Raw genomic sequence first — 18,635 nt, forward strand, 5'->3', positions numbered from 1 at the left:
GACAGCCTCGCCATCCCCCGCAAACTCTCCGACCTCGGCGTCACCAAAGCCGCCATCCCCGAACTGGTCCAGGGCGCAATCATCGACCCCTCATGCGGAGGGAATCCGATCGAATTGACCGAAGAAAACCTGACAACGCTCTTCAACGCAGCACACTAACAGGCTTGCCGAACCGATCCCTCACCTCTCATACTGGTCGGAGGTGAGGGAGATTTTCATGACGAAAGAGATTGTTCTGATCCACGGTGCTTTTGCCGGACCGTGGTGTATGGAGGATTATGCGGGCTTCTTTCGTGCACGTGGCTGGACGGTGCATGCGCCCGCGCTACGCTATCATGGTGGCGACCCCAAGGCAGATCCCGATCCCGGCCTCACCGACACAAGCGTCCTAGATTACGCCAATGACATTTCGGACTTCGTGCAGGGGTTGGATAGCGAACCCGTGCTACTGGGCCATGCGATTGCGGGGGTAGTGGCGCAGAAGGTGGCGTCTCGGGGGTTGGCCAGCGCAATTGTCCTGATCAACCCAAACGCGGCTTGGGGCACATTGCCGGAAACCGACGACGAACGCGCTGTGCCGCGCGCGTTGATGGAGGGTGGGGCGTTCTGGAAACAGCCCATGCGCGTCGATTTCGAACTGATGGCCCCTTTTGCGCTCAACAAGATGCCCGAGGCGCAGCAGCACGAAGTGTTCGACCAGCTTGGCCCCGAAAGCGGGCGGGTGATGTTCGAGATGTTCTTCTGGATGTTCGACGATCACCAAGCGATGAAGGTGGACATCGACAAGGTCGACTGCCCGGTGCTGATTGTTTCAGGCACCGAGGACCGGGCCGTGAACCCCAACACCTGCCGTGCTCTGGCGAAGCTTTACGGAGACCGTGCGACTTTCCTGCCTGTCGACAACCACGCGCATTTTCTGTTCATGGAGCCGGGCTGGGAAGGCCCAGCCGAACAGATTGCCGACTGGTTGGATCGGAATGTTGGGTAAGATGGGGTTTCACCCCATCGTCCCCGCTCCGCTTTAATGGGTTGGAAACCCATCCTACGTCAGTTGTTGGTTTGAAACGTGCTCTGCGGTTTCCAGACCAGAGAGCCATCGTCATTGCGATGACACCGCAGCAGCCGTTCCTCGCGCGTGCTGATGGTTGAGGTTACGGTGTTGTCACCGGTCAGCAGGATGAACGCGTCTGGCGAATAGGCCATCCCGTCATAGTAGCAAAACCGCGTCTCGGCCCCGTCCGGTATGGGCGATGCAGTGCTGAGCATCTGCTGCGCGGGGGCTGCCGAGGCCAGCAGGGTCAGGGCCAGCCCGAGGGTTAGTGTTTTCATGTCGTCCTCCCGTTCGGAAAATTGATCGTGGTTAAATTGGGTCTTGGACGCTCGGAACCTCAAATGTCGTTCTTTGGTGACGGTTTGAGGGTAAGTGTGAACGGGATCAACGGGTTAGGCAAGGGGGCCGTGAGTGCGGTTCGATTTCGGTCGCAGTGACGCACCGAAGTGAGAGAGGTTTAGGAACTTTTCTTCGCTTTCGTTTGCCAAATTGCACCGGCTGCAAAGCCTAGCAACGCTGAAAGTGTTTGGCGGCCCCAATCGGCAGAACTATCGTCTTGCGGGAATGTGATCGTAAAAAAGCTAAAAACCATTATCGCCAAGATCACTGTCACGGACAAAAATACGATCGCTTTTTCTTTGAACCAATGGTTTCGGATTGCGTGCTCTTTGTCTAGAGCTTCGAGCGAACCTTCCGAGTACAATGGAAGTTCGCTCGATTGCTTGCCAATGTCGACGGTTTCAACTTGTTTTTCTTGTACGACAGGCTTGTTCAATGGTCAGCACCAACTTAACCGAAGTTTACGAATTCACGCTCGCGTCGATGCTCAGGAGAATCCTCCCAAGCACCTACATGCATACCTTCGCGGCGAGCGTCTCGGGCGGTGGATAGAAGTTCGATAGCAAGCCTAAAAACCTCGGCCTTGCTTCTTCCCGTTTCCTCGGCAATGCGCTCGATCTCATCTGCCAACCTGCGGGATACATCTACAGTGAAACGAAACTTCGAGTTGTCGTTCCTGTTATTGGATTCGGTTGCCATTTTTGATCTCCTTAGAGACATTACTGTCATTTCTCATGATTATTTATATAGTTTGTTCATTGAGATTTCATTGTGTCATTCTGTCATCTTTTTCATGGTTATGTTTGTTCCTCCCTGTTTTGCGGGCCAATTAGCAATCGATTTGGATCCGCGCAACCCTATTTTCAGTACTTTTCAATGAAAAAGTAAAGAAAAAGTGTTGACCCTATGCGAAAAAACGCATTATTGTGATGATGGGGGATGCAAAAGTGACAAAATATTGAGCGAGCTGCTGAGAATGCTGGAAGCCCAAAAAGAGCCGAAGCACGAAGACTTAAACATGATATCGATCTCTGGTCAGGCCGAGCGAGAATTGGAGGCTTTACCGGAGACGGAGCAGGTTAGAATTTCGGAAGCAATTGCGGAGGTGTATCACAAGATCACCTCTTTTCTTGTCGTTGCTTCTGCTCAAAGCTTCTTGAGTCGAGAGCAGACATTTCAGCTAAATTATCTAACAAATAGCATCCAAACCATTGTTGCAGCCGGCTATCCCGTGAAAGTACAGATTTGTTCCCAGAGCTACGTTTGGACCATAATAGGCGTCGGAGACCCCGGCGCCTTATCTTCGTTTGATGTAGTCAAATTGGTTTAGTTGGCCAAAAGCTAAACATCCAACTCCTCAACAAACCGGGCGTTCTCCTGAATGTATTGGAACCGCAGTTCGGGTTTTTTGCCCATCAGGCGCTCGACCAGGTCGCCGGTCTCGCCGGGTTCGTCCTCGTCGATGGTGACGCGGATCAGCTTGCGCGAGGCCGGGTCCATTGTGGTCTCTTTCAGGTCCTTGGCGTCCATTTCGCCCAGACCTTTGAAGCGTGAGACGTCGATCTTGCCTTTGCCGCCCAGACCTTTTTCAAGCCATTCGTCGCGCTCGGCCTCGTCCAGACAATAGACGCGCTTGGCGCCTTGGGTCAGGCGGTAGAGGGGCGGGCAGGCCAGATAGAGGTGGCCCGCGTCGATCATCGGGCGCATCTGCGTGAAGAAGAACGTCATCAGCAGCGAGGCGATATGCGCCCCGTCCACATCCGCGTCGGTCATGATGATAATCTTGTCATAACGCAGGTCGTCGACATTGAACTTGGTGCCAAGCCCCACACCCAGCGCTTGGGTCAGGTCGTTGATTTCGGCATTGGTACCCAGCTTGGAACTGGCCGCGCCCAGCACGTTCAGAATCTTGCCGCGCAGGGGCAGCAGGGCCTGTGTTTTGCGGTCACGGCCCATTTTGGCGGAGCCACCGGCCGAGTCGCCCTCGACGATGAATAATTCCGTGCCGTCCCGTGTTGAACTACTACAGTCCACCAACTTGCCGGGGAGACGAAGTTTCTTAGTGGCGGACTTGCGTTGTGTTTCCTTCTCGGCCCGTCGGCGCAGGCGTTCTTCGGCCCTCAGGATGAGGAAGTCGAGGATCGCCCCGGCGGATTTCGTATCAGCCGCCAGCCAGTTATCGAAATGGTCGCGGACCGAGTTTTCGACCAGCCGCTGCGCCTCGACTGTGGCGAGGCGGTCTTTGGTTTGGCCGACGAATTCCGGTTCCGAGATAAAGCAGGACACCAGCGCGCAGCCGCCGGTGATCAGGTCGTCACGGGTGATCTGACCTGCTTTCTTGTTATTGATCAGCTCGCCATAGGCCTTGATCCCCTTGAGGACCGCAGCCCAGAAACCGGCGACATGTGTGCCGCCTTCGGGGGTGGGGACAGTGTTACAGTAGGACTGGATGAACCCGTCGCGTGAAGGCGTCCAGTTGATCGCCCATTCGACTTTGCCGGGGGTGCCGAACTTCTCGTTAAAGTCCACGGTGCCAGCAAAGGGCTGCTCGGCATAGGTCGACGAGCCGTTCATCGTCTCCTTCAGATAGTCCGACAGGCCGCCGGGGAAGTGAAAGGTGGCCTCGGTCGGGGTTTCGCCGTCGTCGATGGCAGATTTCCAGCGGATTTCGACGCCCGAGAACAGATAGGCCTTGGAGCGGATGGATTTGAATAGGCGCGCGGGTTTGAATTTGTGGTGGCCGAAGATGTCCGCGTCGGCGTGGAACGTGACGGTTGTACCGCGCCGGTTGGGCGCTGCGCCTACTTTTTCCACCGGACCTAGAGGGATACCGCGCGAGAAGCGTTGTTCGAATAGCTGTTTGTCGCGTGCCACCTGCACGACCATCGAATCCGACAGGGCATTCACCACCGATGCACCCACACCGTGCAGACCGCCCGAAGTCTGATACGCCTTGCCCGAGAATTTACCGCCTGCGTGCAGGGTACAGAGGATCACTTCAAGTGCCGACTTGTCGGGGAACTTGGGATGCGGGTCGATCGGAATGCCGCGCCCGTTGTCACGAACGGTCAGGGCGTAATCTGCGTGCAGCTCGACCTCGATCCGGTTGGCATGGCCCGCGACCGCTTCGTCCATCGAGTTGTCGAGGATTTCGGCCACCATGTGGTGCAATGCACGCTCATCGGTGCCGCCAATATACATGCCGGGGCGTTTGCGGACCGGTTCCAGACCTTCCAGCACCTCGATGGACGAGGCGTCATAGGTGGAGGTCGCTTCTGGCGTCAACAGATCGTCGGGCATGGGTGCTGCTCTTGTTTTTGAGTTTCCCCCATTATGGCAGGTGATGTGGTCCGGGGGAAGAGGGACGCGAGGTGTTGTATCCGGTTTGTCGGGGTCACCGGAACCGGAGCGAATTTCAGCGCTGTATTGCAGCGCGTTTACAATGACAGACTACAATGACAGCCAGAGAGTTTTGTCTTTAAAGCCACCTCGAACAAGAGAACTTTTCTCAAGCACATCCGAATATTCGTCATCCCAATCACGGAACCGGTCATTTGTGACGATAGCAGCGCCGAGATCCCGCGCTACCTGAAGGACTAGCGGGTCGGCAGGAGTACCCTTCGGCGCAACCATCACGTGGCTGCATGGCAACCCAAGCAAAGCCGCAAGGGAACTGTCGTTCATATAGCGATCTGAGATTTTGTATCCTACATTGGCATCAAAGACGACGCCCGGTGTCCGCCCCTTTGTCTTCAACTCGTCGACAACCTCGCGCACTGTGGCGATATTAGGAACACCGCCTTTCCAGTGCAAAACATTTGATCCATCGACGACAGCCCAGTTTTTTGAAGTTTTGAGCCGGCGTAGCCTTTTTCCGAACAGCAGCAGCAAACTTGCCAATGCGCACGGTCCTGTCAGCAATAACCAATCTGAGAACGCTGGATTGAACATAGCTATAGCAGAGCCAAAACAAGACAGGGCAAAAATACAGATGAGAGGGCACACAGTTGAAAAGTCTTTGGTCAGAAAGTTGTTTCAATAGGGACGTAGCAGACAGTAGGGGTGGCTGCCCAGCATATATCAGTGATGCAAAACAGATTGATATTAAACCGCGAGCTTTCCAAGGTCTCGTCATGTTTCGAAATCCCGTTTAGGCTTTGTTCCGGAAGCAGAAATTAGGGAGCAGAAGAATTGAGCTGGATCAGAACCATTCCATTCGAAGAGGCGACGGGAAAGCTGAGGAGGCTTTATGACCGGGTCACCGGGCCGGACAACAATGTGGACAATATCATGATGGCGCACAGTCTGCGGCCGCATTCGATGGAAGGCCATATGGCGATGTATAAGGCCGTACTGCATCACTCGGGCAACAAGATACCGAAGTGGTTTCTTGAGGTGTTGGGCGTGTGGGTCAGCTCTCTGAACAAGTGTGGATATTGCGTAGAACATCACTTTTCCGGATTGCAGCGGTTGCTGCATGATGAGGTGCGCGGCAATGCGATCCGTGCGGCGATTGAGGCGCGTGATCCGGCCTCGGCCCCGCTGGACGCGGCACAGGTCGAAGCGATGAGATATGCGCGCAAGCTGACCGAGGCACCCGGCGATCTGACTGAGGCGTATGTGATCGCTCTGCGAGAGGCGGGGTGGGAAGATGGCGAGATTCTTGAGATCAATCAGGTGTGTTCGTATTTCTCCTATGCGAACAGAACCGTTTTGGGGTTGGGGTGTTCGACTGACGGAGACGTTTTGGGCTTGTCGCCGAACAACTCGGACAATCCTGATGATTGGGGACATCGGTAAGTGCGGGGCTGGCCGCTCCCCTATGTATTTAGGGGTCATGTAAAGAACGGGCATAGGCCTGTTCTTTGACGCCCCGATAAAACCTATGTCAATTTGACACCAATCAAAGCGCGCCATGTGACAATCGGCTAAGCATCTCCTCGACAGTGAAACCGAGGAGAACATGTATGGATGCGGCACCCCAGATCAAACAAAAATCATCGCAGATCAAAGCTGTAACTGACCTGAAGGCGGATGCCTCGGCACCAACATCCGAGAAAATCCGGCAAGCTTTCGAGAGCGGCAAGTACCCCTATGGCCGCAAAATGGCACGCAAGGATTACGAGGCGCAAAAGGCCGAGCTGCAGGCAGAGTTGCTGAAGGTTCAATTGTGGGCGCAGGAGACCGGGCAGCGGTTTGTGCTGTTGTTCGAGGGCCGCGACGCCGCCGGCAAGGGTGGGACCATCAAGCGGTTTATGGAGCATCTGAACCCGCGTCAGGCGCGTGTGGTCGCATTGAACAAGCCGACGGATGAGGAGAAGGGGCAGTGGTATTACCAGCGTTATGTGCAGCAGCTGCCCACCGTGGGCGAGATGGTGTTTTATGATCGGTCCTGGTACAACCGTGCGGGCGTCGAGCGGGTGATGGGCTTCTGCTCACCCAATGAGTATCTGGAATTCATGCGGCAGACGCCCGAGTTGGAGCGGATGCTGGTGCGCTCGGGCATTCAGCTTTACAAGTACTGGTTCTCGGTCACGCAGGAAGAACAGCAGCGGCGCTTTGGGAGTCGTGAAACTGATCCGTTGAAGCAATGGAAACTGTCACCGATTGACAAGGCTAGCCTGAGCAAATGGGATGATTATACCGAGGCGAAAGAGGCGATGTTCTTCTACACCGACACCGCTGATGCGCCCTGGACGATTGTCAAATCCAACGACAAGAAACGCGCGCGTCTGAACTGCATGCGGCATTTCCTGTCGACGCTGGACTACCCGGACAAAGACCTCAGGATCGTTGGTGAGCCTGATCCGTTGATAGTTGGGCAGGCGCATCACGTAATTCATAACTCGGACCATATTCTGGGGACAGCGCTGCATCCTGACGCGAAGATCGGCTGAAAATCGATAAACTGTAAAGCCGTTGCACCAAAGGTGATGGCTTGCGTCGCTTTGTTCTCGTTAGTCTCATTATGAAATAAGTTTGTTCCGCTCTTGTCTCGGGCAGCGCGCAAGCCTAAGGCTGGCGGAATGAACAAGGTGATGACATATCCCGGCCATTTGCGCGCAATCGCGGTGCTGGGCCTGCCATTGATTGGCGGGCATCTGGCACAGTATGCGATTGGTTTGACCGATACAGTCATGCTGGGCTGGTACGGGGTCGAGGCGTTGGCTGCCGTGACGCTGGCCAACAGCTATTACTTCGTCCTGTTCCTGTTTGGTGCCGGGTTTGGGTGGGCCGTAATGCCAATGGTGGCGACCGCTGCCGCCGAGGAGAATGAGACCAGCATTCGCCGCTCCACTCGCATGGGTCTGTGGCTATCACTGATCTATGCGACGGTGATGATGCCCCTTTTGTGGTGGTCCCATCCGATCCTGATTGCTTTGAAGCAAGAGCCGCAAGTTGCTGAAACTGCGTCAGTATACCTGCGGGTCGCGGGGTGGGGCTTGTTCCCGGCGCTGTTGGTGATGGTCCTGAAGTCCTATTTGGCCGCACTTGAGCGGACGCAGATTGTGCTGTGGATCACGATTGTTGCAGCTGTGGTCAATGGCGTGACCAACTATGCGCTGATCTTCGGAAACTGGGGCGCGCCCGAACTTGGGGTGATTGGTGCGGCTATCGCGTCAGTGGTGACGCAGATCGTATCATTGGTGGCGGTCGTGATCTATGCGGTGCGTGCGTTGCCGGAACACAGCTTGTTTCAGCGGTTTTGGCGCCCGGATTGGGAGATGTTCATGAGCGTGCTGCGTTTGGGCGTTCCCATCGGTCTGACGACACTGGCGGAGGTGTCGTTGTTCGCGATCTCTGCTGTCATGATGGGCTGGTTGGGTCCAGTGCCGCTGGCAGCTCACGGGATTGCGTTAAACCTCGCCTCGGCGACGTTCATGGTTCATTTGGGCCTGTCTAATGTGGCAACTATTCGGGCGGGCAACGCGTTGGGTCGACGGGATCGGGCGCATCTTGAGAAAGGCGCGATTACGGTGACCGGGATGTCGTTGATCGTGTCGGTCTTGACGATTGTTCTATTCCTGACATGCGCTGAGCCCCTGATCTCGCTGTTTATGGAGGCCGATGATCCGCAGCGGCCACAGATCCTGTTAATCGGCACTGGCCTGCTGGCGATGGCTGCTTTGTTCCAGCTGGTCGATGGGGCGCAGGTCATCGCACTAGGCCTGTTGCGAGGTTTGCAGGATGCAAAAATACCGATGGTGATGGCCGCACTCAGCTATTGGGTGATCGGTATCCCCGCTTCGTACTATTTCGGCTTTGTTCAAGGTATGGAGGGGATCGGAGTCTGGCTTGGCCTCGTGATTGGCCTCGCTTGTGCTGCCGTATTGTTGATGGCGCGCTTCTGGCTAAGGTCGGTGCGCGATGTAGGAGAAGTTCCCGCCTAGGGGATCATTCTTTGCTCATCCGGTCGGATTTCTTTCGAACAAGTACCGACCGCAAGTCGTGCATTGCCATTAGCAATGGGTCGGTCACGTCCTCTAATTGCGCATCCGTTGCTTTAGACTGGGCCCATTGCGTGGTCAGATTCAGGTAGTCAACCGCACGGTGTATATCATCCATATCGCGGCGGGATAGCAGGGCTTTGCGCTCTTCCATCCAGCGCGCGATTTCATCGTTGTCGGCGTCGCTTAGTACACGCTGGCCCTGCGGTTTGACCTCGCCATTGCGGATGTTGATGACCGCGATCTGTTCCATCTCGATCCGGCGATGGCGGTTTTCCGTGTCGATCCTGAACACCGCTGCCCCATTTTCGCGCACGCGGAAATAGTATTCAGGCAGGGCTGTGGACATAACAAACTCCGGAATCAGGTGAGCGCGGCGCAAAAACGTTGGATGCGTGTGCAGGCTTCAGTCAGGGCTTCATCAGAGGTCGCATAGCTGACGCGGAAATTGGGCGACAGACCAAAAGCTGCGCCAAACACCACCGCCACGTCGGCCTCTTCCAGCAGGGCGATTGCGAAGGTTTCGTCCGAATCTATCACGGTGCCCGCGGGTGTGGTTTTCCCGATCAAGCCTGCGATTGATGGATAGACGTAGAACGCGCCTTCGGGTGTCGGGCACGAGATACCGTCGATTTGGCTGAGCATGTCGACGACCAGATCGCGACGGCGTTTGAAGATCTCATTATTCGGCGCAAGGAATGCTTGAGTTCCATTCAGAGCCTCGACTGCTGCCCATTGGCTGACCGAACTGGGATTCGAAGTTGATTGAGATTGCACCTTGCGCATCGCGGCGATCAACTCGACCGGGCCTGCCGCATAGCCAATACGCCAACCGGTCATGGCATAGGCTTTGGAGACGCCATTGCAGGTCAGCGTCCGATCATAAAGTCTCGGTTCCACCTGTGCGGGCGTGCAGAACTCGAACCCGTCATAGGCCAGGTGCTCATACATATCATCGGTCATCACCCAAACATGCGGATGCCGCATCAGGACATCTGTCAGTTCTTTCAGTTCAGCCCGGCTATAGCCCGCTCCGGTGGGATTCGAGGGTGAGTTGAAGATGAACCATTTCGTTTTAGGTGTGATTGCGGCTTCCAGTTGATCCGCTGTCAGTTTGAAATTGGTCTGCAGCGAAGTTTCGACGATCACTGGTGTGCCACCGGCCAGTAACACCATGTCCGGGTAGCTGACCCAATAGGGCGCGGGGATGAGGACCTCATCGCCCTCGTTCAGCGTAGCCATCAGCGCGTTGTAAAGCGTCTGCTTACCCCCGGTCCCGACCGAGACCTGAGCGGGCGTATAGTCCAATCCGTGGTCACGCTTCATCTTGGCGCAAACCGCCTGTTTTAGCTCGGGGATGCCGTCCGGAGCAGTGTATTTGGTCTTGCCCGCAGCGATGGCGGCCACGGCGGCGTCCTTGATGTTCTGCGGCGTGTCGAAATCGGGCTCGCCTGCGCTCAGCCCGATCACATCGCGCCCGGCGGCCTTCAGCTCGGCTGCTTTGGACGTCATCGCGATGGTGGGCGAGGGTTTTACGCGTGACAGTGTCGCAGACAGGAAACTCATGGTCGGCCTCGGTTTGTATGTTCAGCCCGACTGTCATAGGGTGCGCCGAAATAACGATCAAGCCAATTGAGTTTTACCCTTTGGAGACCCCGATGAACGACGAAACAGACTGGTTCGGACCGGACACCGCAACCTTCGGGGATCGCGTTGCTGGCGCACGCGAAGCCGCAGGCATGACGCAGACCCAATTGGCCCGCAGGCTTGGTGTCAAAAAAGCCACGATCACCTCGTGGGAAGATGATTTGTCGGAACCCCGCGCGAACAAGCTGTCGATGATGGCGGGGCTACTGAATGTCTCGATCATGTGGCTTCTGACGGGCGAGGGCGACGGCATGGACGAAACAAGCCTGCATGGCGATACGGACTCGGAATTGCGCGATCTTGTTGCAGAGCTACGCACGATCCGAGGTGAGATGCGAGCCAACTCCGAGCGTCTGGCTCGCGTCGAAAAAGCGCTGCGTCTGAAATTGGAACGCAATCAATGACCGAGCCGCGCGAGACCCGGATCAAGCGCATGAAAATGCGTTCGATGCGGCGGGGCATCAAAGAGATGGATTTGATCCTGACGGCATATGCCGATCGCAATCTGCCTTCGATGGACGAGGCGGGATTGGACACATACGATGCCTTGCTGCATGAAAATGATCAGGACCTTTATCAATGGGTCACTGGTCAGGCCAGCCCGCCGGAACCGCTGGCCGAATTGATCGCGGATATCGCGCAAACCTTTCAAAAATAAGCAATCATCAGGCTTAACCGATTTTTCGGGAATTCGCGTCATGTTTTCAGAAACAGCGCGATGAATCGGAGGATTGAATGAGTATGGAGTTACAGGTCACCGCGCCCGGGACCAAGGGGTTCATGACGAGCTATCTTGAGGCGTTGGCGCTGGTCGAGCGTCTGCATCGCTTGCTTCTGGACGTTATCAAGGATGAATTCGAGCGTGTCGGCGTACTTGAGATCAACGCGGTGCAGGCTCTGCTGTTGTTCAACATAGGCGACCATGAAGTAACCGCCGGAGAGTTGAAGAGCCGTGGTTACTATCAAGGCAGCAATGTCAGCTACAATCTTAAGAAACTGGTCGAGATGGGCTATATGCACCATCAACGATGCGAGATTGACCGCCGCTCGGTACGGGTACGCCTGACGCCGCGTGGGCGTGAGATTCGCGATATCGTGTCAGACCTGTTCGCCCGCCATGCAGAAGGGCTGCAAAACCGCGGCGTGATCGGGACCGATGGGATTGAAGAGATCACCGGTTCACTGCGTCGGGTCGAACGATATTGGACCGATCAGATTCGGTATATCTACTGATAGCTTTGATGGCTGAGTTTGGGAGAGCGACAGACCTTCAAGCTCACGGATCAGTTTACGTGTCATCGCATCTTCATAGGCTTCGAAGCCAAGGGCGACTTCGACGAAAGCATCGGGGCCTCGGATGACCCACGCGTGGTAATAAGCAGATAGCTCCCCAATTTCTACCTGGCGGGTGTCTCCTGGATTGGGGTCGTCGATACCGATTACAAGGGCATTGATTGTAATATCAGTGTTTTGCAGAGTGGCTTTTATGTCCCGCGGGTGATGTCCGAGATTGTGCTTACCATCACCGGACAGATCCAGTGTTCGCCGCCAGCAATCGCTTTGGCTCTCCAACATCTCAGCACCGTACAACATGGCCGACCCGACCGCCGTTCCCTGCGGCGCTGATGAGCGTGTTGTGCTTTCTAAATGTTGCTGAATTCGACGCAGATCAGCAGTCGAGCGAACATCTGTCCAACCAAGCAAGAGGCGTTGGTGGCCAGGTTCGCTCCATTCGTAGATAGCGATCCGTACAAAGGTGGACGGGTTTGAAAGGATCAGTTGAACCACCTCGGGATGGCGCAACGCCGCCGCAAGGCCACTAAGTTGCAACCTGTACTCACGACTGTCGACCGAACCAGAGACATCCATTCCCAACGCCAAGGCCTGTCGACATTGCGCTGAAAGCGGGTTGGCCAGCAGGCAAAGAAGTGTCACACACAGGCGGATCATTTCGCATTATCCGGTTGCAACGCACTAAGTTCCAATCCTTTCAATTCCCGTTCCAGTTTGCGACGCATGGCACGCTCAAAATCTTCGAACCCAGCGGCGATCTCAAGAAAAGCTCCGGGTCCGTGTAGAACATTTTTCTGAAAGAACGGGATCAAGTCGATTTCTCCTTCGAAATCAGCTGCATTGATCACCAGACCATTCACGGTCGTGTTTTCGAACGGAAAGTGTTTGTAAGCGATCTGTGGCCCGTAGCCATCGTTGTTCTTGCCATCGCCCGAGATATCGATGGTTTGGAACAGACAATTCGGGGCGCTCTCCAGCAAGGTCGCCCCAAAAGCCAGTGCGTGACCCATCGCAGTTGGAAACTCGTCTTCCGATCGCTTCGATGTCCCGATCCGATGCGCGGCGGAGATCAAATTGGCCCGAGTATCGATTATCGTCCAATCCAAAAGCAATGTCTGGTTGAAACTGCCGGACCATTCATAGACGGCTAATGCAACCGGTTGAGGTGAAAGGAAGAAAGCCTCCTGCACCTCGGGCGCAATCAATGCGTTGGCCAGCCCCTGTCGTTGCAGCGCATCCTCGGTCGCGTCCACCGAGGTCGAGATGTCCATGGCCAGCGCCAGCGCCAGGCGGCAGGTCTCGGCCCAAAGGGGGCTGCCCGTGACAGCCAGCCCCAGCGCTCCCAGCCAGCGGATCACCAGTGGCCGGTGCTTTCCATGCTAGACCAAGGCTCTGCCGGGGCTAACGCTTCACCATTTTGCAGCAACTCGATCGAGACATTGTCGGGCGAGCGAACGAACGCCATACGCCCGTCGCGTGGCGGGCGGTTGATCACGACGCCATTGTCCTGAAGATGCTGGCAGGTCTCGTAAATGTTGTCGACGCCATAGGCGAGGTGCCCGAAATGGCGGCTGTCGCTTGGCAGTGCGTCGTCGCCATCCCAGTTGTATGTAAGTTCAATGGGCGCGTCCTCTTGTCCCGGTGGGGCGAGGAATACCAGTGTGAACCGCGCAGCCTCGCTTTCATAACGACGCGTTTCCTTCAGGCCCAATAGTTCATAAAACGCTATGGATTTCTCAAGATCCTTCACGCGGACCATGGTGTGGAGATATGTCAGCCCCATCGCGACTTTCCTTGCATTGGTTGTGATGCCAAGCACCTTAGCGCGCCTTCATCCCATGTCGAGGGGCTGGCCGGACACAATTCCGATTTAGCGCAATGCGCCGCACATATCGCGGTTCCGATGGCAAGCTTGCCGATATATAGTGGTCGGCGACTCATTGCTGGAAAGGATAATTTCATGCCTCTGTCTGCCGACCAACTGGCCGAGATCGAAGCTCAGCGCGCACAGTCGAGCCCGACCCGCCGCGTCGTTGCCGAAGGTATGGAAGATCATCTGTACACGGCGCATCAGGTTCTGGATCACGGATTTGTCCGCGTTATCGACTATATGGGCGACGATGCTGCGATCTGTCAGGCCGCGCGTGTTTCCTACGGCAAAGGCACCAAGTCGGTGCAAAATGATGAAGGTCTGATCCGCTATCTGATGCGCCACTGGCATTCGACCCCGTTTGAAATGTGCGAGATCAAGTTGCACGTCAAACTGCCCGTATTCGTAGCCCGCCAGTGGATCCGCCACCGCACGGCGAATGTGAACGAATATTCGGCGCGGTATTCGATCCTGGATCGAGAGTTCTATATCCCGGCACCCGAACATGTCGCCGCGCAATCCGAGGTTAACAATCAGGGCCGTGGAGACACATTGCAAGGCGAAGAGGCCGCGCGCGTGTTGGAGATACTGAAAGCGGACAGTGCGCGCTGCTATGACAACTACGAGGCGATGATCGGTCAGGACGGCCAGCAAGGGCTTGCGCGTGAACTGGCGCGGATGAACCTTCCAGCCAACATTTATACGCAATGGTATTGGAAGGTGGACTTGCACAACTTGTTCCACTTCTTGCGTCTGCGTGCCGACCCGCACGCGCAGTACGAAATCCGCGTTTACGCAGATACCATGTGCAAGATTGTCGCCGACTGGGTACCGTTTGCCTACCGCGCGTTTGAGGACTACCGCCTTGGCGCAGTCAACCTCTCGGCGCAGATGGTGACCTGCTTGCGTCGGATGCTCAGCGGTGAAGATGTCACTCAGGAAAACTCAGGCATGACCGCACGGGAATGGCGTGAGTTTGAGGCTGTTATCCGAGAGGGTTGATTCAACAGAAAACCGAGCACGTCCCAAGGTGGGCGCGTTCACTAGGGTTTGCGGTTAACGGCCTGAAATTGGCCGTCAACCTTCTTTTATCTTTCCCGCCGGGGCGGGCTGTGCCTTACAGCGGCTTCAAATCAGCAGCCATTTGGCGGCCGTCACGTCCGTCCTGCAACTCGTACGAGACTTTCTGATTGTCAGCGAGTCCGGTCAGACCGGATCGTTCTACGGCCGAGATATGAACAAACACATCTTTGCCCCCTTCGTCGGGCGCAATAAAACCATAGCCTTTGGTTGTATTAAACCATTTCACGGTGCCGGTTGGCATTTCCCGTGTCTCCTTCTACTTACAAGTTGTCCCACAAATTGGTGGGGGCCTTGGCTGGCAAAACCGCCACACGTCACTGTTCGCCCTCACGATACAGCCCGGGTCGCGTGTTTCGCCTTTTTCAACATTACACGGTGAAGTAAAAAATCAAGAATAACTGGGGCAGCCTGATGGGTTTGTCTAAATTTGCAGCGATTACAGGATTAGTTAGATAATGCAGCTATATGGGTTAAAAACTTGCGATACGTGCCGTAAGGCATTGAAACTGCTTCCAGATGCGGTTTTCGTTGATGTCCGCGCACAAGGGGTTCCCGAAAATGTGCTGTCCGAGGCGTACGAGACTTTCGGCAAAGCCTTGCTCAATACGCGATCAACAACCTGGCGGGGATTGGATGATGACACACGCAATCGACCGGTGCTCGCGCTGTTGGCTGATCATCCGACCCTGATGAAACGCCCACTGATAGTATCCAATGGTCAGATGTATCTGGGCTGGACGCCTGAAACCCGTCAGGCCCTTGGTGTTGCCTGAAGAACTGCTTATGTGACACGGGCAACAAGCGGAGACCTGTGAATGCGAAACGCTGCCATGATTTTAGGCGTCATTGCCGGGCTGATCGGGATGATCGTCGGTTTTTTTGGCTACGGCTTTGTGGAACTGATCGACCAGTTTGGTGAGATCGAAGGCATTGCCGAGCAGGTAGAGAACCCCGAGTTGATCCAGACGGCTTCGATCGTGGCGCCTTTGTTGGCAATCGTTGGCGGGGCGATGGCCCATTCTCGAGCGCTGATTGCGGGTTTATTGCTGCTGATTTCTGCGGCTGGGATGTACTACGCCTTTGGCTTCGGCGTTTTCACCATGTTCCCGATTGCCTTTGCAGGCGTAGCAGGGTTGCTTGGGCTCGCCGCAGGAAAACCGGACGAGCCCAAGGCACATTTCTAGGTCACTTCAGGCGTAGTAACCGATCCAGAGACAGCGGACCCGCGCCGTTGATCACAATCACCAGCAGCAGGAATGTCCACATCACGCGCTGATCCATCAACGTAATTGCGTTGTCGAACAAGCCGCCCAGTTTGACGCCATGTCCGGTGACATCGGTCAGTGTTTGAACCCAGACAAATCCGATCATGCCAAGCGCGGCAAGGCGCGTCAGCAGGCCGACCAGCAAAAGCACAGGCAGGACAAATTCGGCCACTGTGCCAAAGAAGATGACGACCCGCTGGAAAAAGGTCATCTGAGTCACATCATACAGCACCGCCTCTGCAGCTTTGGGAAAGATCTGACCGAAGGCTCCGGCCGATGGCGAAAAGATTGAGCCGTCGATTTTCAGCGTGGCCGAGTTCCAGTAGTAGACGAACAACACGGCGATAAAGACCACCCGAGCCAGGGTTGGTGTCAGCCAACCGGACGCGTGATCCGCTTTTTCCATCGCATTATTGTAAGTTGAGATCAGGGCAGTCATGTGTCCAGCCTTTCGATAGTCACAGAAGTTATTGCACTGCCCTGCAAAAGCAGTGCCAGAGTGGTTCCAAGATCAAATTCGGGTGTTTCGGCCATCGTGGATTCAAATGCCTCACCGATGGATTTGCCATCTTGAATCTGCGCGATCCATGCCGCACCACCGGGTGGCAATGGGTGTGGGGCAGGGTCGTATTCGGGACGCATGATCAAAGTATCCTGAGCGCCCGCTTCGGGTTTCGGCGCGCCTTCTTCGGTGTTAAATTTCCAGATCGCATGTATGGGCCAGCTTGAACGCAACACCTGCACCGACGGCGCGAGGGTCAGTTTGGCTTGCATCAAATCTTCCGGTGGCAAGCTGAGCGCTTCGGCATCTATGGATTGTCGATCAGCGGCGTGGTAAGCCCTACGCAGCGCCAGTTCCAGACGGGCAACATCTGGCAGGTAGCCCAGATGCGACAACTGCTCCATTCCTTCCAGAAATTTTGGGAATTCCTCGCCATAAAACATCATCAGGGGTGAGGACGGCGGGTGCTGGCGCAAGAATATTCCAGCCAGCCCGTCCATATTCTGGGGTCCCAGCAGTTTTGTGATCACCGGGAAGGCCTGATGCATCGCCTCGGTCAGCGAGACGGCGACGTTGTTGCGATAGACGCTGAAGCGACGACCGGCGGGCTGCGCCTCGGCGTCCAGCAACCCATCGGGAATGGGCTTGTTGGCATCTAGCAGTGCCATGTGGAATGTCGTTTGCGACACGCTCATGCGGGCACGCGATCCAGCGCTTTTTGCGCGCGCTCGGCTTCGGCCCGTAACACCGGCCAGTCTGGCACATCGGTGTCCCATTCAATCAACAGGGGTTTGGGGCCGGATTTGTCCAGAACGTAGTCCAGCAGGGACCAGACCGGATCAACGACCTCGCGCCCGTGGCTGTCGATCAGCAAAGGATGCCCATGATCGTCTTCGTCTTCGTCATGACCGCCCAGGTGAATCTCACCTACTTGGTCCAACGGGTAGGCATCAATATAGCCCTGCGGTGAGAAATCCAGATTGGTGGCTGAAACAAAGACGTTGTTCACGTCCAGCAGCAACACACATCCGGTGCGCCGGGTGATTTCTCGCAAGAAATCAGGTTCGGACCATGTGCTTTCCTCGAAAGCCAAATAGCTTGAGGGGTTCTCTAACAGCATTTGCCGCCCGACCACCTCTTGCACCTGATCAATATGGTCGCAAACACGGTCCAGAGTGGCATCAGTATAGGGCAGAGGAAGTAGATCGTTCAGGAAGTGGCTGTCATGGGTTGACCATGCCAAATGCTCCGAAAAGCTGGCCGGGTTCAACCAGCCGACAAGATGCTTCAGGCGGTCCAGGTGATCTGGGTCAAGTGGCGTTTCGCCGCCGATCGACAGCCCGACACCATGCACTGAAATCGGGAATTGTTCGGACAGGTGACGCAGTTGTGCCAGAGGTCTGCCACCATCGCCCATATAGTTTTCGGCATGAATCTCTAGCCACGCCACAGGCTTGGCCTGTTCAAGAATCTGCGAGAAATGCTGTGGTTTGTAACCAACGCCCGGTGCTGCAGGCAGCCGGTTCGAACTGAGCGCATTGTCCAACATTTGCAAATCCCCTGATCACGTGGAAAGGGCGGGCGATCCTGCCCGCCCTTTCTGGTTCATTCGGAAAAGCCTTATGCAGGCAGGTCACGCTCCAGCGGCTCAAGCGAGCCTTTGCGATCTGCACCGTCTGCTGTTTTAGGCAGCTCGATGTCGGCGCAGGTGCCTGCGTCAACCAGGGTCCATGCGTTGCCCTGATAGTCGACGGTCGAAGTGCCCGCGCAAGTTGTGCCGGGGCCGGCTGCACAGTCGTTCTGACCTGCCAGAGAAACGCCATAGCACTTTTCTTTGGCCTGGGCTGTTGCGGTTGTGGCCGCGCCGGAAACGGCTGCAGCAACTGCGCTTGCGATAACCAGTGTTTTTGCAGTGTTCGACATCTTGGTAATCCTTGTTAATGACTGCGTATGTCTGCTTGTGACAACGACAAGGTAATGGTTCAGGGGCAGCAGTTGAATTCACGAGCCCGTGTCTCACAACCCCGTCAAAGGTCGTCATGCACCCTTGAACGTTAACAAATTGTTTTTGAATTGAAAAATGATATTTGTTTCAATCCGGCCCAAAACACCGGGCCGGATTTCTAGCGGTTTGCTG

Annotated in this window: 26 protein-coding genes and 1 pseudogene; 12 read left to right on the forward strand and 15 right to left on the reverse strand. The window is 55.6% G+C overall.

What is annotated here, in order from left to right:
- Together ACR0KC_RS00005 and ACR0KC_RS00010 are read left to right on the forward strand one after the other, a co-directional pair.
- Positions 1–159, forward strand: a pseudogene (locus ACR0KC_RS00005) (iron-containing alcohol dehydrogenase); the annotation flags it as partial.
- 58 nt (positions 160–217) lie between these two features.
- Positions 218–988 carry an alpha/beta hydrolase gene (locus ACR0KC_RS00010; protein ID WP_480771332.1) on the forward strand — a complete coding sequence of 257 codons (771 nt, stop codon included), beginning with the start codon at positions 218–220 and terminating at the stop codon, positions 986–988.
- 59 nt (positions 989–1,047) lie between these two features.
- On the opposite strand, the gene ACR0KC_RS00015 is transcribed toward ACR0KC_RS00010, so the two are convergent.
- The 3 genes from ACR0KC_RS00015 to ACR0KC_RS00025 form a co-directional block, all read right to left on the reverse strand.
- Complete coding sequence (locus ACR0KC_RS00015; RefSeq protein ID WP_170420982.1) at positions 1,048–1,329, reverse strand: hypothetical protein; 282 nt, start codon at positions 1,327–1,329, stop codon at positions 1,048–1,050.
- Positions 1,330–1,508: 179 nt separating this feature from the next.
- Positions 1,509–1,826: a hypothetical protein gene (locus ACR0KC_RS00020; RefSeq protein WP_480771333.1), complete on the reverse strand. Its 318-nt coding sequence runs from the start codon at positions 1,824–1,826 to the stop codon at positions 1,509–1,511.
- 14 nt (positions 1,827–1,840) lie between these two features.
- Positions 1,841–2,089 carry a ribbon-helix-helix protein, CopG family gene (locus ACR0KC_RS00025; protein ID WP_480771334.1) on the reverse strand — a complete coding sequence of 83 codons (249 nt, stop codon included), beginning with the start codon at positions 2,087–2,089 and terminating at the stop codon, positions 1,841–1,843.
- A gap of 259 nt (positions 2,090–2,348) precedes the next feature.
- On the opposite strand from ACR0KC_RS00025, the gene ACR0KC_RS00030 reads away from it, so the two are divergent.
- Positions 2,349–2,720 carry a hypothetical protein gene (locus ACR0KC_RS00030; protein ID WP_480771335.1) on the forward strand — a complete coding sequence of 124 codons (372 nt, stop codon included), beginning with the start codon at positions 2,349–2,351 and terminating at the stop codon, positions 2,718–2,720.
- 11 nt (positions 2,721–2,731) lie between these two features.
- On the opposite strand, the gene parE is transcribed toward ACR0KC_RS00030, so the two are convergent.
- Together parE and ACR0KC_RS00040 are read right to left on the reverse strand one after the other, a co-directional pair.
- Positions 2,732–4,690, reverse strand: coding sequence for a DNA topoisomerase IV subunit B (gene parE, locus ACR0KC_RS00035; RefSeq protein ID WP_170420984.1), 1,959 nt, complete (start codon positions 4,688–4,690; stop codon positions 2,732–2,734).
- Positions 4,691–4,840: 150 nt separating this feature from the next.
- Positions 4,841–5,341, reverse strand: a complete 501-nt coding sequence (locus ACR0KC_RS00040; RefSeq protein ID WP_170420985.1) for an NYN domain-containing protein — start codon at positions 5,339–5,341, stop codon at positions 4,841–4,843.
- Between the two features lie 240 nt (positions 5,342–5,581).
- On the opposite strand from ACR0KC_RS00040, the gene ACR0KC_RS00045 reads away from it, so the two are divergent.
- The 3 genes from ACR0KC_RS00045 to ACR0KC_RS00055 all read left to right on the forward strand — a co-directional run bounded on the left by ACR0KC_RS00045 (position 5,582) and on the right by ACR0KC_RS00055 (position 8,781).
- The gene (locus ACR0KC_RS00045) at positions 5,582–6,190 is read left to right on the forward strand and encodes a carboxymuconolactone decarboxylase family protein (protein ID WP_480704427.1); all 609 of its coding nucleotides are present in this window, start codon (positions 5,582–5,584) and stop codon (positions 6,188–6,190) included.
- A gap of 167 nt (positions 6,191–6,357) precedes the next feature.
- Positions 6,358–7,287, forward strand: a complete 930-nt coding sequence (gene ppk2 / locus ACR0KC_RS00050) for a polyphosphate kinase 2 (RefSeq protein WP_170404818.1) — start codon at positions 6,358–6,360, stop codon at positions 7,285–7,287.
- Positions 7,288–7,416: 129 nt separating this feature from the next.
- The gene (locus ACR0KC_RS00055; protein ID WP_170404822.1) at positions 7,417–8,781 is read left to right on the forward strand and encodes an MATE family efflux transporter; all 1,365 of its coding nucleotides are present in this window, start codon (positions 7,417–7,419) and stop codon (positions 8,779–8,781) included.
- Positions 8,782–8,785: 4 nt separating this feature from the next.
- Here ACR0KC_RS00055 and ACR0KC_RS00060 read toward each other — a convergent pair whose 3' ends face one another.
- Together ACR0KC_RS00060 and ACR0KC_RS00065 are read right to left on the reverse strand one after the other, a co-directional pair.
- Positions 8,786–9,187 (reverse strand): hypothetical protein, encoded by a 402-nt coding sequence (locus ACR0KC_RS00060; protein WP_170404825.1) that lies wholly within the window; start codon positions 9,185–9,187, stop codon positions 8,786–8,788.
- Between the two features lie 14 nt (positions 9,188–9,201).
- Positions 9,202–10,404: a pyridoxal phosphate-dependent aminotransferase gene (locus ACR0KC_RS00065; RefSeq protein ID WP_170420989.1), complete on the reverse strand. Its 1,203-nt coding sequence runs from the start codon at positions 10,402–10,404 to the stop codon at positions 9,202–9,204.
- Positions 10,405–10,496: 92 nt separating this feature from the next.
- Here ACR0KC_RS00065 and ACR0KC_RS00070 point away from each other — a divergent pair, with 92 nt between their 5' ends.
- From ACR0KC_RS00070 to ACR0KC_RS00080, 3 genes are all read left to right on the forward strand, one after another.
- Entirely contained in the window at positions 10,497–10,889 is a 393-nt protein-coding gene (locus ACR0KC_RS00070) for a helix-turn-helix domain-containing protein (RefSeq protein WP_170393655.1), read from the forward strand.
- On the forward strand, positions 10,886–11,143 hold the full coding sequence (locus ACR0KC_RS00075) for a succinate dehydrogenase assembly factor 2 (RefSeq protein ID WP_170563461.1): 258 nt from the start codon (positions 10,886–10,888) through the stop codon (positions 11,141–11,143). The genes ACR0KC_RS00070 and ACR0KC_RS00075 overlap by 4 nt, the downstream gene beginning before the upstream one ends.
- A gap of 77 nt (positions 11,144–11,220) precedes the next feature.
- Positions 11,221–11,718, forward strand: coding sequence for a MarR family winged helix-turn-helix transcriptional regulator (locus ACR0KC_RS00080; protein ID WP_170393651.1), 498 nt, complete (start codon positions 11,221–11,223; stop codon positions 11,716–11,718).
- Here ACR0KC_RS00080 and ACR0KC_RS00085 read toward each other — a convergent pair.
- Genes ACR0KC_RS00085 through ACR0KC_RS00095 form a run of 3 tightly spaced genes read right to left on the reverse strand, consistent with a single transcriptional unit; the run spans position 11,665 to position 13,561 of the window.
- Positions 11,665–12,435: a DUF1194 domain-containing protein gene (locus ACR0KC_RS00085; protein WP_480704430.1), complete on the reverse strand. Its 771-nt coding sequence runs from the start codon at positions 12,433–12,435 to the stop codon at positions 11,665–11,667. The two genes, ACR0KC_RS00080 and ACR0KC_RS00085, sit on opposite strands and share 54 nt — an antisense overlap.
- Positions 12,432–13,136 carry a DUF1194 domain-containing protein gene (locus ACR0KC_RS00090; protein WP_170510742.1) on the reverse strand — a complete coding sequence of 235 codons (705 nt, stop codon included), beginning with the start codon at positions 13,134–13,136 and terminating at the stop codon, positions 12,432–12,434. Before ACR0KC_RS00090 ends, ACR0KC_RS00085 begins: the two co-directional genes overlap by 4 nt.
- Complete coding sequence (locus ACR0KC_RS00095) at positions 13,133–13,561, reverse strand: VOC family protein (protein ID WP_170393645.1); 429 nt, start codon at positions 13,559–13,561, stop codon at positions 13,133–13,135. The genes ACR0KC_RS00090 and ACR0KC_RS00095 overlap by 4 nt, the downstream gene beginning before the upstream one ends.
- Before the next feature lie 177 nt (positions 13,562–13,738).
- Between ACR0KC_RS00095 and thyX the strand changes: the two genes are divergently transcribed.
- On the forward strand, positions 13,739–14,650 hold the full coding sequence (gene thyX / locus ACR0KC_RS00100; RefSeq protein WP_170393643.1) for an FAD-dependent thymidylate synthase: 912 nt from the start codon (positions 13,739–13,741) through the stop codon (positions 14,648–14,650).
- 115 nt (positions 14,651–14,765) lie between these two features.
- Here thyX and ACR0KC_RS00105 read toward each other — a convergent pair whose 3' ends face one another.
- On the reverse strand, positions 14,766–14,972 hold the full coding sequence (locus tag ACR0KC_RS00105) for a cold-shock protein (protein ID WP_008758035.1): 207 nt from the start codon (positions 14,970–14,972) through the stop codon (positions 14,766–14,768).
- A gap of 214 nt (positions 14,973–15,186) precedes the next feature.
- On the opposite strand from ACR0KC_RS00105, the gene ACR0KC_RS00110 reads away from it, so the two are divergent.
- Together ACR0KC_RS00110 and ACR0KC_RS00115 are read left to right on the forward strand one after the other, a co-directional pair.
- Positions 15,187–15,504: an arsenate reductase family protein gene (locus tag ACR0KC_RS00110; protein ID WP_170422413.1), complete on the forward strand. Its 318-nt coding sequence runs from the start codon at positions 15,187–15,189 to the stop codon at positions 15,502–15,504.
- A 42-nt stretch (positions 15,505–15,546) separates the two neighbouring features.
- Positions 15,547–15,915 (forward strand): hypothetical protein, encoded by a 369-nt coding sequence (locus ACR0KC_RS00115; protein WP_170420996.1) that lies wholly within the window; start codon positions 15,547–15,549, stop codon positions 15,913–15,915.
- A gap of 1 nt (position 15,916) precedes the next feature.
- Here the strand turns inward: ACR0KC_RS00115 and ACR0KC_RS00120 are convergent, their stop codons facing one another.
- From ACR0KC_RS00120 to ACR0KC_RS00135, 4 genes are all read right to left on the reverse strand, one after another.
- Positions 15,917–16,435: a DoxX family membrane protein gene (locus tag ACR0KC_RS00120; protein ID WP_170626091.1), complete on the reverse strand. Its 519-nt coding sequence runs from the start codon at positions 16,433–16,435 to the stop codon at positions 15,917–15,919.
- Entirely contained in the window at positions 16,432–17,193 is a 762-nt protein-coding gene (locus tag ACR0KC_RS00125) for an HvfC/BufC family peptide modification chaperone (RefSeq protein ID WP_480771336.1), read from the reverse strand. The genes ACR0KC_RS00120 and ACR0KC_RS00125 overlap by 4 nt, the downstream gene beginning before the upstream one ends.
- Positions 17,190–18,047: an MNIO family bufferin maturase gene (gene bufB / locus ACR0KC_RS00130; RefSeq protein WP_480771337.1), complete on the reverse strand. Its 858-nt coding sequence runs from the start codon at positions 18,045–18,047 to the stop codon at positions 17,190–17,192. The genes ACR0KC_RS00125 and bufB overlap by 4 nt, the downstream gene beginning before the upstream one ends.
- 71 nt (positions 18,048–18,118) lie before the next feature.
- Positions 18,119–18,421, reverse strand: a complete 303-nt coding sequence (locus ACR0KC_RS00135) for a BufA1 family periplasmic bufferin-type metallophore (RefSeq protein WP_010439128.1) — start codon at positions 18,419–18,421, stop codon at positions 18,119–18,121.
- Between the last annotated feature and the right edge of the window lie 214 nt (positions 18,422–18,635).

The organism is Ruegeria sp. CF3 (assembly GCF_056537365.1).

Coding starts and splice junctions, on each gene's coding strand:
- ACR0KC_RS00055 (WP_170404822.1), top strand. CDS start 7,417: ATGAACAAGGTGATGACATATCCCGGCCATTTGCGCGCAATCGCGGTG.
- ACR0KC_RS00120 (WP_170626091.1), bottom strand. CDS start 16,435: ATGACTGCCCTGATCTCAACTTACAATAATGCGATGGAAAAAGCGGAT.
- ACR0KC_RS00025 (WP_480771334.1), bottom strand. CDS start 2,089: ATGGCAACCGAATCCAATAACAGGAACGACAACTCGAAGTTTCGTTTC.
- thyX (WP_170393643.1), top strand. CDS start 13,739: ATGCCTCTGTCTGCCGACCAACTGGCCGAGATCGAAGCTCAGCGCGCA.
- bufB (WP_480771337.1), bottom strand. CDS start 18,047: ATGTTGGACAATGCGCTCAGTTCGAACCGGCTGCCTGCAGCACCGGGC.
- ACR0KC_RS00110 (WP_170422413.1), top strand. CDS start 15,187: ATGCAGCTATATGGGTTAAAAACTTGCGATACGTGCCGTAAGGCATTG.
- ACR0KC_RS00040 (WP_170420985.1), bottom strand. CDS start 5,341: ATGTTCAATCCAGCGTTCTCAGATTGGTTATTGCTGACAGGACCGTGC.
- ACR0KC_RS00115 (WP_170420996.1), top strand. CDS start 15,547: ATGCGAAACGCTGCCATGATTTTAGGCGTCATTGCCGGGCTGATCGGG.
- ACR0KC_RS00085 (WP_480704430.1), bottom strand. CDS start 12,435: ATGATCCGCCTGTGTGTGACACTTCTTTGCCTGCTGGCCAACCCGCTT.
- ACR0KC_RS00065 (WP_170420989.1), bottom strand. CDS start 10,404: ATGAGTTTCCTGTCTGCGACACTGTCACGCGTAAAACCCTCGCCCACC.
- ppk2 (WP_170404818.1), top strand. CDS start 6,358: ATGGATGCGGCACCCCAGATCAAACAAAAATCATCGCAGATCAAAGCT.
- ACR0KC_RS00075 (WP_170563461.1), top strand. CDS start 10,886: ATGACCGAGCCGCGCGAGACCCGGATCAAGCGCATGAAAATGCGTTCG.
- ACR0KC_RS00080 (WP_170393651.1), top strand. CDS start 11,221: ATGAGTATGGAGTTACAGGTCACCGCGCCCGGGACCAAGGGGTTCATG.
- ACR0KC_RS00010 (WP_480771332.1), top strand. CDS start 218: ATGACGAAAGAGATTGTTCTGATCCACGGTGCTTTTGCCGGACCGTGG.
- parE (WP_170420984.1), bottom strand. CDS start 4,690: ATGCCCGACGATCTGTTGACGCCAGAAGCGACCTCCACCTATGACGCC.
- ACR0KC_RS00095 (WP_170393645.1), bottom strand. CDS start 13,561: ATGGGGCTGACATATCTCCACACCATGGTCCGCGTGAAGGATCTTGAG.
- ACR0KC_RS00015 (WP_170420982.1), bottom strand. CDS start 1,329: ATGAAAACACTAACCCTCGGGCTGGCCCTGACCCTGCTGGCCTCGGCA.
- ACR0KC_RS00060 (WP_170404825.1), bottom strand. CDS start 9,187: ATGTCCACAGCCCTGCCTGAATACTATTTCCGCGTGCGCGAAAATGGG.
- ACR0KC_RS00070 (WP_170393655.1), top strand. CDS start 10,497: ATGAACGACGAAACAGACTGGTTCGGACCGGACACCGCAACCTTCGGG.
- ACR0KC_RS00135 (WP_010439128.1), bottom strand. CDS start 18,421: ATGTCGAACACTGCAAAAACACTGGTTATCGCAAGCGCAGTTGCTGCA.
- ACR0KC_RS00125 (WP_480771336.1), bottom strand. CDS start 17,193: ATGAGCGTGTCGCAAACGACATTCCACATGGCACTGCTAGATGCCAAC.
- ACR0KC_RS00105 (WP_008758035.1), bottom strand. CDS start 14,972: ATGCCAACCGGCACCGTGAAATGGTTTAATACAACCAAAGGCTATGGT.